This is a genomic window from Streptomyces sp. NPDC107550 (assembly GCF_055639095.1).
On the sequence record NZ_JBVKBC010000002.1, the window covers coordinates 318,922 to 330,053 of the forward strand.

General features: G+C 70.9%; 11 protein-coding genes and 3 tRNA genes. 8 read left to right on the forward strand and 6 right to left on the reverse strand.

The genetic code is table 11. From position 1 onward, the window contains the following. Window positions 1–27: 27 nt before the first annotated feature. Together mreB and ACZ7LY_RS04485 are read left to right on the forward strand one after the other, a co-directional pair. Window positions 28–1,074: a rod shape-determining protein MreB gene (gene mreB / locus ACZ7LY_RS04480; RefSeq protein WP_471623010.1), complete on the forward strand. Its 1,047-nt coding sequence runs from the start codon at window positions 28–30 to the stop codon at window positions 1,072–1,074. Between the two features lie 33 nt (window positions 1,075–1,107). Next, on the forward strand, window positions 1,108–2,565 hold the full coding sequence (locus ACZ7LY_RS04485; protein WP_471623011.1) for a sensor histidine kinase: 1,458 nt from the start codon (window positions 1,108–1,110) through the stop codon (window positions 2,563–2,565). A 220-nt stretch (window positions 2,566–2,785) separates the two neighbouring features. On the opposite strand, the gene ACZ7LY_RS04490 is transcribed toward ACZ7LY_RS04485, so the two are convergent. After that, entirely contained in the window at window positions 2,786–3,475 is a 690-nt protein-coding gene (locus ACZ7LY_RS04490) for a DUF2238 domain-containing protein (RefSeq protein WP_471623012.1), read from the reverse strand. Window positions 3,476–3,622: 147 nt separating this feature from the next. On the opposite strand from ACZ7LY_RS04490, the gene ACZ7LY_RS04495 reads away from it, so the two are divergent. Together ACZ7LY_RS04495 and ACZ7LY_RS04500 are read left to right on the forward strand one after the other, a co-directional pair. Beyond that, complete coding sequence (locus ACZ7LY_RS04495; RefSeq protein WP_471623013.1) at window positions 3,623–4,417, forward strand: scabin-related ADP-ribosyltransferase; 795 nt, start codon at window positions 3,623–3,625, stop codon at window positions 4,415–4,417. 23 nt (window positions 4,418–4,440) lie between these two features. After that, window positions 4,441–4,788, forward strand: a complete 348-nt coding sequence (locus tag ACZ7LY_RS04500) for a hypothetical protein (RefSeq protein WP_471623014.1) — start codon at window positions 4,441–4,443, stop codon at window positions 4,786–4,788. A 226-nt stretch (window positions 4,789–5,014) separates the two neighbouring features. Here the strand turns inward: ACZ7LY_RS04500 and ACZ7LY_RS04505 are convergent, their stop codons facing one another. Beyond that, window positions 5,015–5,395 carry a hypothetical protein gene (locus ACZ7LY_RS04505; protein WP_471623015.1) on the reverse strand — a complete coding sequence of 127 codons (381 nt, stop codon included), beginning with the start codon at window positions 5,393–5,395 and terminating at the stop codon, window positions 5,015–5,017. A 234-nt stretch (window positions 5,396–5,629) separates the two neighbouring features. Between ACZ7LY_RS04505 and ACZ7LY_RS04510 the strand changes: the two genes are divergently transcribed. Then, window positions 5,630–6,217 (forward strand): Imm21 family immunity protein, encoded by a 588-nt coding sequence (locus ACZ7LY_RS04510; RefSeq protein WP_471623016.1) that lies wholly within the window; start codon window positions 5,630–5,632, stop codon window positions 6,215–6,217. A gap of 27 nt (window positions 6,218–6,244) precedes the next feature. Here the strand turns inward: ACZ7LY_RS04510 and ACZ7LY_RS04515 are convergent, their stop codons facing one another. Further along, window positions 6,245–7,027, reverse strand: coding sequence for a transposase (locus ACZ7LY_RS04515; protein WP_471623017.1), 783 nt, complete (start codon window positions 7,025–7,027; stop codon window positions 6,245–6,247). A 107-nt stretch (window positions 7,028–7,134) separates the two neighbouring features. Here ACZ7LY_RS04515 and ACZ7LY_RS04520 point away from each other — a divergent pair, with 107 nt between their 5' ends. Beyond that, window positions 7,135–7,680 carry a stealth conserved region 3 domain-containing protein gene (locus ACZ7LY_RS04520; protein ID WP_471623018.1) on the forward strand — a complete coding sequence of 182 codons (546 nt, stop codon included), beginning with the start codon at window positions 7,135–7,137 and terminating at the stop codon, window positions 7,678–7,680. 955 nt (window positions 7,681–8,635) lie between these two features. Here ACZ7LY_RS04520 and ACZ7LY_RS04525 read toward each other — a convergent pair. The 3 genes from ACZ7LY_RS04525 to ACZ7LY_RS04535 all read right to left on the reverse strand — a co-directional run bounded on the left by ACZ7LY_RS04525 (window position 8,636) and on the right by ACZ7LY_RS04535 (window position 9,037). Beyond that, window positions 8,636–8,709, reverse strand: a tRNA-Ile gene (locus ACZ7LY_RS04525). Window positions 8,710–8,886: 177 nt separating this feature from the next. Beyond that, window positions 8,887–8,959 (reverse strand) — tRNA-Asn (locus tag ACZ7LY_RS04530). Window positions 8,960–8,964: 5 nt separating this feature from the next. Next, window positions 8,965–9,037: transfer RNA gene (locus tag ACZ7LY_RS04535), tRNA-Asn, on the reverse strand. 169 nt (window positions 9,038–9,206) lie between these two features. Here ACZ7LY_RS04535 and ACZ7LY_RS04540 point away from each other — a divergent pair. Then, the gene (locus tag ACZ7LY_RS04540; protein WP_471623019.1) at window positions 9,207–9,509 is read left to right on the forward strand and encodes a YtxH domain-containing protein; all 303 of its coding nucleotides are present in this window, start codon (window positions 9,207–9,209) and stop codon (window positions 9,507–9,509) included. 72 nt (window positions 9,510–9,581) lie between these two features. Beyond that, on the forward strand, window positions 9,582–11,012 hold the full coding sequence (locus tag ACZ7LY_RS04545; RefSeq protein WP_471623020.1) for an FGGY family carbohydrate kinase: 1,431 nt from the start codon (window positions 9,582–9,584) through the stop codon (window positions 11,010–11,012). Window positions 11,013–11,132 lie beyond the last annotated feature (120 nt).

The window sequence follows — 11,132 nt, forward strand, 5'->3', positions numbered from 1 at the left end:
CGGTCTGCGCTCTCGGGAGGACTCGCCATGACCGTCACCAACGTCAGCCTGGAACAACTGCGCCGCTGCCACTTCGCCGTGGACCTGGGAGCCGCCCGCACCCGCGTGTACGTCAAGGGCGCCGGCCTGGTCGTGGACGAGCCGAGCGCGGCCGCCGTCAACACCCGCACCGGCGCCCTCATCGCCGTAGGGGAGTTCGCCGAACGGATGACGGGCCGCACCCCCGGCTACATCCGCGTCGTACGCCCCGTGTCCGGCGGCACGGTCGTCGACATCGAGATGGCCCAGCGGATGCTCCGTCACCTGCTCGGCGAGAAACTGCGCCGCACGCTGCGCCGCAAGCCCCGCCTGCGCGCGGCGGCCTGCACCCCGCACGACGCGGACCCGCTGGCGCAGCGCGCGGCGGTGGAGACCCTGGTCGGCCTCGGCGCGCGCCGCGTCGAACTCGTCGACACGCTGATCGCCGCCGCCGTCGGCACGGGCCTGCCGGTGGAGCGGCCGGAGGCGACGATGATCCTGGTGTGCGGCGCCGCCACCACGCAGATCGCCGTGCTCTCCCTCGGCGCGATCGTCACCGCGCAGCGCGTCCCCGTGGGCGGCGACGCCATCGACGAGGCCGTCATCCAGCACCTGCGCCAGCAGCACGAACTGATGCTGCCCTCGCAGTCCGTACGCCCCCTGCAACTCGCCCTGCGCGGCAACGGCCTCTCCCCGCAGGGCCCCGCGCAGACGGAGATCCACGGCAGGGACGTGGCGACGGGCCTGGCCCGTTCCGTGCACGTGGACACCTCGGCGGTGCGGCAGGCGATCCACACGCCGCTGACCGCCGTGCTCGACGGCATCGGCAAGGTGCTGCGGGACTGCCCGCCCGACCTCGTCGCCGACCTCGCGGAGCGCGGCATCATGATGGTGGGGGGTTCGGCGCGGCTGCCGGGCCTGGACGAGATGCTGCGCGAGGCGACGGGCATGCCCGTGCACATCGCGGAGCGCCCGGACGTGTGCGCGGTGCAGGGGCTCGGCGCCATGATGGAGGGCAGGATCCAGCCCCTGGAGCTGAACCCGCTGGCCGGCTGAGGCCCCGTACGCGGCAGGAGGCAGACCCGCGACATGACCGCACCGAGCCGCGAGTCCGGTGTCCCCGCCGGCCTCTCCGTACTCCTGGAAGCCGTCCTGAACGTCGGCTCCGAGCTGGAACTGCGCAGCACCCTGCAACATCTGGTGGACAGCGCCGCGCTCCTGACCGGCGCGCGGCGCGGCGTCCTCGGGGTGCTCGACCCGGCGCACGGCACGCTCCTCGACGTGGTCACGACGGGCGGCGCCGCGCCCGAACTGCCCCCGGACGAGCCGCCGGACCGCCTGGTGCACGAGGCGGAGGTGCTGGCGGTGCCGATCCACGTGCACCGCATGGTGTTCGGCCGGCTGCGGCTGACGGGGAAACGGCCGGGCGGCCCTACGCCGGGGTTCTCCGACGACGACCTCGACATGCTGCACGTCCTCGCCACCCAGGCCGGCATCGCCCTCGGCAACGCCCGCCTGTACGAGACCGCCAAGCAGCGCGAACGCTGGATCGAGGGCGCCGCCGCCGTGACCAACGCCCTGCTGGCCGGGCGCGCGGACGACGCCCTGACGACGGTCGCGGAGCGGGCCCGGCTGCTCGCGGACGCGGCGGCCGGGGTCGTGCTCCAGCCCACGGACGACGGCGGCATGCGGATCGTCGCCGCGTCCTCGGCCGACGACCCGCGTGTCCTGCTGGGGACGACGATCGCGGCGGGCAGCGAGGTCCTGACGCACCTGCTCGCCGGGCAGCCGGTGTTCATCGAGGACTCGGCGACGGATCCGCGGATGACGACGGACGTGCGGGGCCGGTTCGGGCCGAGCATGATGCTGCCGCTGCGGGCGTCGGGCAAGCTCATCGGCACCCTCGCGCTGCCGCGGGCGCGGGGCGAACGCCCGTACACGTCGGTGGACCGGCTGCTGGCGACGCAGTTCGCGTCGCAGGCGGCGCTGGCGCTGGTCCTGTCGGACGCGCAGGCGGGCCGCGAACGGCTCGCGGTGTTCGAGGACCGCGACCGGATCGCCCGTGACCTGCACGATCTGGTGATCCAGCGGCTGTTCGCCACCGGGATGATGCTGGAGTCCACGCAGCGCAGGGCGCGGCTGGCGGAGGTGCGCGACACGCTGAACCGGGCGGTGGACGAGCTGGAGTCGACGATCCAGGAGGTCCGTACGGCGATCTTCGCGCTCCAGCAGCCGCCGGCCGAGGCGCCGAAGACGTTCCGGGGGAAGGTGCTGCGGGAGACGGCGGGGGCGGGCGCGCTCCTCGGCTACTCCCCGTCCGTGCACTTCCTCGGCCCGGTGGACGCGGCGCTGCCCGACCCGGTGCAGGCCCAGTTGATCGCGGCCCTGCGCCGGGCGCTCGCGGCGGCGTCCCGCCGGGAGGGCGTGGGCCGCCTCGACGTCACGATCGACGCATCGACTCCCCTCGCGGACGGCCGCCCCGGCGTCCACCTCACCGTCACCGACGACACCCCGACCCCACCGACCACCTGGCAGTCCCCTCTGTGACGGACGCGCCGCCGCTGTTCCTGGACGCGGCCGGGCCCCTGATCCCCTTCGGCGACACCGGGCGCCCGCGCTTCACCTCACCCCACGTGCCGCGCGCGACCGGGGCCGCCCATCCCCTGCTGACCCGCCTCGATCCGGCACCCCGCGCCCACCTGCCTGCGCCGCGTGAACCCACGTACGGGCCTCACCGACGCCGGTCTCACCGCGCTCGCGGACTGGTTCAGCGCCCGCTGACGACGCCCGCCCGCGCGAGGCTGCGGTCGTGTGCGGCGCTGAGCAGCAGCAGGGAGCAGACCGCGCCGATGAGCGCGCAGAACATGTCCCACTGCGTGTCCCACACATCGCCCTGCGTCGCCAGGAACGCGTCCGCCGCCTGCCCGCCGATCACCGCCGCCGCCCACTCGAACATCTCGAACAGCGCGCTGAACGCCAGACACGCGCACACCGTCAGCGGCGCCAGCCACCGGCTCCCGCGCAACGGCGAGGTCCGCACCAGCAGTTCCCGTACGAGGATCGCGGGCACGAAACCCTGCATGAGGTGCCCGAACCGGTCATAGGGGTTGCGGTCGAGCCCGAGTGCGTTTCGCACCCAGTCCCCCGCGGGCACCTCGGCGTACGTGTAGTGCCCGCCGACCATGAGCACCGCCGCGTGCGCCGCGAGCAGCCAGCACAGCAGCCCGCTCATGCCCGAGCGCCGGTACGCGACGACCGCCACCGGCAGCCCCACCATCACCCACACCGTCTCCAGCACCCAGGTCCCGGACTCCTTGGCGCCCCACGCGGACAGCGCGAGCGCGAGGGCGACCCCCGTGGCCAGCACGGCGTGCGTCCGCCGCGAGGCCGGTGACCCGGGGCGGGACGGGAGTTGAGGTCTGACGGGCAGCACGGAAAGCGCGGACAGCACGGGCATGGGGACTCCTCCGGTGGTGGCGACCCCTGGATCCTCCCGGCGCCGGGTCCCCCGCAGATCCGTACAGATACTCAACTCCCGCACCTGGACTACCCACGGACGGGTGAACCGGGGCGGCGGGGAACGGTTTCGGCACGGTTCATGATCATGGGCGCCGGTAGAAAGGGCCCGTTCTGCTCACCGTCCGAGGGGCCCGCCGTGCTCAAGTCCGCTCTCCGTCTCGCCGCGACCACCGCGCTCACGCTCGCGTCGCTCACCGCCGTGGCCGCCGCGCCCGCCGTGGCCACTGCGTCCGCCGACGCCGGCACGCCCGACCGGGCAGCGCGCGCGGCGGGCCCGGACACCGGCCCGTGCGGGCCGACCGGCACGTACCACCCGCTGGACTGGTGGCGCACCACGACCGACCCGGCGCTCGCCCCGGCGGTCGAGGAGTCGGCGCTGAAGGAGAACTGGCGGTGGCGCGAGGACACCAACACCCTGTGGCGCGGCGACCGGCGCGAGTCGGTCGAGCAGATCTTCGACGACGGTTTCGCCCCGCGCGGCACAAACGTCACCCCGCTCGCCGAGTACATCGTCAAGGGCGGCGGCCAGGACAGCGCGCACCTCAGCACGAGCTGCGAGAAGTGGGTGGCGCAGAAGTTCGCCACGTACGGCGCCGCGAAGACGGGCTGGGTCTACGAGATCGACGCGCCCGGCGGCATCGACGTCAACGCCACCGCCCACCTCAACGGCTACGACTCCCCCTACCTCTGGAACAAGGAGATCGACTTCCCCGGCGGCGTCCAGGGCCGCTACATCAAGAAGGCGTGCAAGTACCACCTGCTGCGCACGGATCCGGCGACGAAGATCAACACGTACGAGAACCAGGGCTGCCGCACGAACCCGGACTTCGCCCCGACCCTCCTCCCCACACTCCTGCCCGCCCCGGCCTCCGCCTCCTGACCCGCCCCGAGACCACGGAAGACATGATCACCATGCGCAAGGCACACACGTTCGTCACGGCCGCAGCGGGACTGGCACTCGCCGCCGGCGGCACCCTCTTCACGGGCCCGCCCGCCAGCGCCGCGGCCGAGCCGAACGTCCTCCAGTGCACGACGTCCATCAACAACGACACCGACACGGGCTACGGCACCTGCCACAACCCCGGCACCACGACCCACGCCTTCTCCGTCCACGTCATCTGCGGCATGGCGGTGGACCGCTACACGAACTGGATGTACGTAGCCCCGGGCCAGACGGTAACCGCCGGCGCCCAGTGCTCGGGCCCGCTGATGACGGGGGTGGGAGGCGTGGAGGTGCAGTACGGGGGGTGAGGGGGGCGCTCCAGCGCCGAGCCATCGTCCGCTGACGTTGCCGTCGCCTACTGCCGTCACCCCATGCTGAGGCCCCACCAGGACGCACCTGACGGGCCTCAACTTGGCAGTTCGAAATGACGCGGGAAGGTCGACATCTCCAGCGGAACGACGCCCTCACGCCGCATGCAAGGAACGGGCGAGACCCTCGAATAGAGCCTCGCCCGTTCCTTCAAGCGTCAAGAAGCTACTTGCCTTCACCTCTCAGCAAGATCTGAACCTTTGACGGAAATTGCAGATCATCCACCATTACCGTACAGATCACAGAGCCGCGGAATCCCGTGAATTGCATACGGGCGTATTCGTTCGGATCGTGCAACACGAGCCACCCGGACGGACACGGGAGCGACACCTCAAAGAGGTTCGCAGGAAGTACCACAGGCGGAGCCGACTTCCATACCTCGCATGCGACAGGGCCGTCGACCCCGGCCTGAACGCCGAAGATGAGTGAACTGCCTTCTCGATACCAGCTGCTCGACGCCGGTTCCCAGTCGCTGACGTCGTCGTCACTTCCCGCGTCCTGCAGGATCAGGCAGCCGTGCTCGATTTTCGCCAGGAATGCAACCACAGGGCTATTAGCTACCATTCCTTCTTACTCTTTCCTTGTGAAAGCTGTGAGACAACTCCACCCTGCCGTCTAGCACAGGGCTGACAGTGAGGATATGCCGTCTGAGGAGACCCTGGAGCGACGAGACTAAGGGCTGTCCCGTAACTGCTGCTTGCCATAGGCGCTGAGCCTTTCCCGTGCTGGGTTCCGATGAATGCGGGAACCTTGTCAGTGGGCGAGGGCACACTGACGTGCATGAACACCTCTTCATCCACCGCAGACGATGCCTCCGCCCCCTCCACTGTCTGGGTGGAGTCGTTGGGCGGTCCTCTGATCGTCATACCCGTCTCCGCCCTGACCTCCTGGGGCGGGTGCACGGAGAGCGGGCTCATGGCGGGAGACGCCACCGCCCCAGACGACTACGACCGGGCCTGCGCGGTGGACGAGCTGGCCGGTGTGATCACTCTCGACGAGTACGGTGCGCAGGCACTGGTGCTGGCGGACGAGCCGGCGACCAGCTGCTATCTGCCCCAGCATCGAGCGTTCCTGCGGTGGCTCGCCGCCGACTCCGAGGCCGGACTGAGAGCCGCGGCCGACACTGCCCTCGCAGACCCGGCCACGGTGTGGGAGGGGTGTGGCACCTGGGCCTCGGACGGACCGGCGGCGCTCATGGACTCCGCCGTGGCGGGTTCCGACCTGGGCATCGAGTACCCCGGCGGTGGGATGCCCGCCGAGGCGTCGGTCTCGCTGCCCGCCGGCCGCTGGAGGGTCCGCGCCACCCAAACCAAGGTGGACGAGGAGAACTGGGTCGGCCTGGTCCAGCTCCTGCCCGCTGAATCCTGAACGGACAGTCCTTCGGGTCGGGTGCAGTCAGTCACGGCGCCCGACGTTGTGCAGACGGGCGATGCCGAGCATCGCATGGTGCACGCCATCGCCCTTGAGACGGCAGTCGCGCAGGATCTTCCAGGTCTTCATCCGGGCGAAGGCATGCTCAACCCGCGCGCGGATCCTGCGGTGAGTGGCGTTGTGCGCCTCCTTCCAGGCAGACAGTTCGCTCTGCCCAGGGGCACGGCGGTGTGGGATGACGAGCCCAGTACCTCGATAGCCTCCGTCGGCGATCACTGCGGCCTTCCCGACAGCGGCCTTCGCCCCGGACAGCTCCCATGCCTTGCAGTCGTTGCGGTTGCCCGGCAGTGGCCGGCCGACCACGACCACCAGTTGGGTGTCCGCGTCGATGACGACCTGGTGATTCGTCGAGTACCGGTAGTTCTTGGACCGCTCCGCCACCGCGTGGTCGCGGGTGGGAACCAGGGTTCCGTCCACGATGAGCACGGCGTCCTTGTGAAACCGCTTCCGGGGCCGGAACGCGAGAAGAGGCCCGACGTGCCTGACGATGCGGCCAGCCGCGGACTTCGAGACACCGAAGAGCGGGGCGAGCTGCCGCAGCGTCAGGTTGGTGCGCCAGTAGGCAGCCACCAGAAGCACCCGGTTCTCCAGCGAAATCCCCCACGGCCGACCTCGCCGAGCGACGTCGGCGCCTTCCCTCCGCAGGGCACTCACCACCCGGTTGAACTGGCGCGGAGCCACACCAGTGAACGGGGCTATCCATGACGGCTCAGACGCTGTGATCACGTGTAACACGGTCGAGATCATCGCAGGGCAAGATCACTTACGGGACAGCCCTTAGACGGCGGCTGGTGATCTGGAATCCATTTCCCGTTCTTGGTACCCGGGGTCGTGGCATTGCAAGTGTGGCAGCCGTGCTTATTTCCGGATTCGTTGACCAGATCTCGAACGCCATCGGCCTCTGCTCCCCCGCTCAGCTCGGCCTCGGCGCGCCCCACCCGGACGAGCCGGCCCCGAACTCCGCGGGGAAGAACGTCCGCGCGCTCCTCCAGGAAACCCACGGCCGTTTCACCACGAGCAAGTTCATGCACGTCCCGCAGCCGCAGACCCGGGCCGTGATGCGCGAACTGGAGCAGCTCTTCCCGGAAGCCCTGGACCGCACCAGCCGTTCCCGGTTCCGGTCGATCACCGATGTCGCCACCACCGCGTCCTTGCATCACCATCACGCGTACCTCACCGGGCGTGCCGTCCCCGGGAGATACAGACTCCGGTACGTCGACGTGGCCCACCCCGGCGCCCCGGAGAAGATGGCGGCACTCGCCCGCGAACGCGCCTACGACTTCTTCTGCCTGAACGACGTCAACACGCCTCCGGACCGACTGGATCAAGTCGCCGGGCGGGTGCGGGAGTTCCTCGACGCCTACTACCCCTTCCCCAGCCGCTGGGAGAGAGGGGCGTAGAGGCACTGACGGCGAACGGGCCGGGAAGCGGGGGAGCCCCCGGGCGGGAGAACGCGTCCGGGGGCTTCGACAAGACCGCTACTGGCGAACCCGCCTGTTCAGGCGGACTTGACCGTGACGTCGCCGCCCGCGCTGTGCGCCCGCACCTTGTGCGACGAGCCGTCGTCGACCGGCAGGTCGACCTTGCGGGTGCCGCCCTCGGTGGGTGCGCCGTCTTCGGCTTGCCGTCGCTGTACTCCAGCTTCTCGGTGACCTTCACGGAGGTGCCGTCGCCGGCGACCATCTCGATGTTGCCGCCCTCGTTCTCGACGGTCACTCCGGTGACCTTGTCGCTCACGGTGTACGACTGCTTCGACGTGGAGGCGGACGTGCCGAGGCTGTCGGTGCCCTCACAGCCGGTGGTGACGACCGCTGCGGCCACCGCGCACATGACGCACCTCTTCAGGCTCCTGCTGTCAGCGCTCACGAGGTTCTACCTTTTCTTCCGTTGTGCCGGGTGCGGGGAGCGCGGTCCGGCGGGCGGCTGCGCGGCCGCGGGTGCGGGGCGCTTGCCCCCGGCGCGGTCGGGCCGAGCCGCAGCCCACGGAACTCGCCGACTCCCACCGCTGAACCTGAGCGGCCCGCACCACCGCTCGACCCGTACGACCGCTATACCGCCCGCACCACCGACCACCGGCACCACCGACCACCGGGTCACCGGGTCACCGGGTCACCGGGTCACCGGGTCACCGGGTCACCGGGTCACCGGGTCACCGGGCCACCGGGCCACCGGGCCACCGGCGGGAATCGAACAGGTGTCCCCCAAGAGGGACGCCCCGCGCCCCCACCCCCCGTACCGGGGCCCCGCCCGCCGCACCTTGGCCCGAACGCGTGAACGGGGACCGCCACCGTGGAGTGGCGATCCCCGTTCATGCGTTGCCGCAGGTAGAAACGGTTCTCTGGCGGAACCTTCGCGTGGGGCGGCTGGGACTCGAACCCAGGACCGACGGATTATGAGTCCGCTGCTCTAACCGGCTGAGCTACCGCCCCTGGCGGCGTGGCACGTACACATGTGCGCGCCGTCCTGCCGCAGCATAGCCGCTCATACGATCTCCTGCCTCGGATGGTCGGCTCTGCACGACCTTGAAGACTTCGCAGGCGGGCGGGTGGTTCCACCGGGCACGAAAAAGCCCCCCGGAGTGGACTCCGAGGGGGCTTGTTCGACAGCTCTCCCGACTGGACTCGAACCAGTAACCTGCCGGTTAACAGCCGGCTGCTCTGCCAATTGAGCTACAGGAGATCGAGCTCCCCCGACTGGACTCGAACCAGTAACCTGCCGGTTAACAGCCGGCTGCTCTGCCAATTGAGCTACAGGGGAATGCCTCGTCTTGCTTCGAACGCACTCACCTGGGTACTTGCCAGGCGGCGCGCGCTCGCTGCGACACATACATTAGCGCAAGCAGGGGGGTGCTCCGCCAATCGGTTCCCCCCGGCGCCGACGACGACCGCACTGACCACGACGCCTCGCAACGGAAAGGGTGGCCGACATGCGTTACCGGCTCACATTCATCGCCGGTCTGGCCCTGGGCTACGTGCTGGGTACGCGGGCCGGACGCGAACGGTACGAGCAGATCAGGAAGACCGCTCGCGGGATCGCCCAGAACCCGGCCGTACGCAACACCGCGGAGTCCGCCGCACAGCAGACCCGCCAGTACGCCGGGAAGGCGTTCCACACGGTGAGCGAGAAGGTGGAGAGCAAGGTCCCCGACTCGGTCGCCGGGCGCGTGCGCTCGCTGCGGGAGCAGCGCGGGACCGCCGTGGACGACGACTGGGGCACCAGCAACACCTGACGGCCGCCCGCTCACAGCCCGACGCGCCCCTGACGGCACACCCGCCCCCGGCGGTACGGCAGAATTTCCGTCATGGGGATAGTCGCCGGGCTGGACAGTTCGCCCGATTTCACTCGCATCGTGGTCTGTGACTCCGACACCGGGGCCGTGCTGCGGCAGGGTTACGCCGCCCACCCGCTCGAACCGGCGGAAGGCGGCGGGCGGCCCTCGGACGTGGACCCCCAGGCCTGGCTGCTCTCGCTCGGCGAGGCGGCCGGCGGGGGCCTGCTCGAAGGGGTCCAGGCCATCGGTGTGTCGGCCCAGCAGAACGCGCTGGTGCCGATGGACGCCCAGGGCAACACCGTGCGCCCCGCGCTGGTCGGCGGCGACAAGCGGGCCCAGGCGTCGGCTGCGGACCTCATCGACCGGCTCGGCTCGCGCGAGGCGTGGGCCGAGGCCGTCGGCTGCGTACCGCAGGCCCCGCACCCGGTGACCAAGCTGCGCTGGCTGGCCCGTACGGAGCCGGAGAACGCGGCGCGGGTCGGCTTGCTGATGCAGGCGCACGACTGGCTCGTGTGGCAGCTGCTCGGCCGGCCCGCGCGCCGCACCACCGACCGCGGCGGCGCCTCCGGTACGGGGTACTGGTCGGCGGCGACCGGAGCCTGGCGGCCCGAGCTGGTCGAGCTGGCGCTCGGGCGGCAGGCGATGCTGCCCGAGGTGCTCGGCCCCGGCGACGCCGCCGGCACCACCCCCGAGGGCCTGCTGATCTCCGCCGGCACCGGCGAGACCATGGCGGCCGCCTTCGGCCTCGGCGTACAGGCGGGCGACGCGGTCGTCTCGCTCGGCGCCTCCGGCTCGGTGATGGCCGTGCACCACGAGGCGCTCGCCGACTCCAGCGGTGCCATCACCTCGCTCGCCGACGCGACCGGCATGCACCTGCCCGTCGTGCACACGCTCAACGCCGTACGGGCGCTGCGCGGCACCGCCGAGATGCTGGGGCTCGACGGCGGGATCGAGGAGCTGTCCGCGCTGGCGCTGAAGTCGACGCCGGGCGCCCACGGCCTCGTCCTGCTGCCGTATCTGGAGGGCGAGAAGACGCCGAACCTGCCGCACACCGCAGGGACGCTGAGCGGGCTGCGGCGGGAGTCGATGAAACCGGAGCATCTGGCGCGGGCCGCGTTCGAGGGCATGCTGTGCGGGCTCGGGGACGCGCTGGACGTGCTGCGCGGCCGGGGCGTGGAGGTGCGCCGCGTGTTCCTGCTCGGGGCCGCCGCCGAACTCCAGGCCGTGCAGGTCGTCGCGCCGCTGCTGTTCGGCACGCAGGTCGTCGTGCCGCAGCCCGCCGACTACGCGGCGATCGGCGCGGCGCGGCAGGCCGCGTGGGCGCTGAGCGGGCAGTTGCCGCAGTGGCACGGCGCCGCCGCGCAGGTGTTCGAGCCCGGCGAAGAGCTGCCGGTGGGGCAGGCCGTCCGCCAGCAGTACCGGGCGGTGCGGGAGCAGATCCACCCGGGTGCCTTCGCCTGAAGAACGGCCGGTCTTTGACCACTCTTGGATTAATGGGTTGAGGTAACGCGGGGGGAGTGTTCGACGATAGGGGTCGATGCGTCGGTGCTTCGGCTTCGGCGCCCCTCCCTTCGCCGACAC

Excerpts from the sequence above, each read along its gene's own strand:
- ACZ7LY_RS04490 (WP_471623012.1), bottom strand. The coding sequence starts at position 3,475 with ATGCCCGTGCTGTCCGCGCTTTCCGTGCTGCCCGTCAGACCTCAACTC.
- ACZ7LY_RS04540 (WP_471623019.1), top strand. The coding sequence starts at position 9,207 with ATGCGTTACCGGCTCACATTCATCGCCGGTCTGGCCCTGGGCTACGTG.
- ACZ7LY_RS04500 (WP_471623014.1), top strand. The coding sequence starts at position 4,441 with ATGATCACCATGCGCAAGGCACACACGTTCGTCACGGCCGCAGCGGGA.
- mreB (WP_471623010.1), top strand. The coding sequence starts at position 28 with ATGACCGTCACCAACGTCAGCCTGGAACAACTGCGCCGCTGCCACTTC.
- ACZ7LY_RS04485 (WP_471623011.1), top strand. The coding sequence starts at position 1,108 with ATGACCGCACCGAGCCGCGAGTCCGGTGTCCCCGCCGGCCTCTCCGTA.
- ACZ7LY_RS04510 (WP_471623016.1), top strand. The coding sequence starts at position 5,630 with ATGAACACCTCTTCATCCACCGCAGACGATGCCTCCGCCCCCTCCACT.
- ACZ7LY_RS04545 (WP_471623020.1), top strand. The coding sequence starts at position 9,582 with ATGGGGATAGTCGCCGGGCTGGACAGTTCGCCCGATTTCACTCGCATC.
- ACZ7LY_RS04515 (WP_471623017.1), bottom strand. The coding sequence starts at position 7,027 with ATGATCTCGACCGTGTTACACGTGATCACAGCGTCTGAGCCGTCATGG.
- ACZ7LY_RS04495 (WP_471623013.1), top strand. The coding sequence starts at position 3,623 with ATGGGCGCCGGTAGAAAGGGCCCGTTCTGCTCACCGTCCGAGGGGCCC.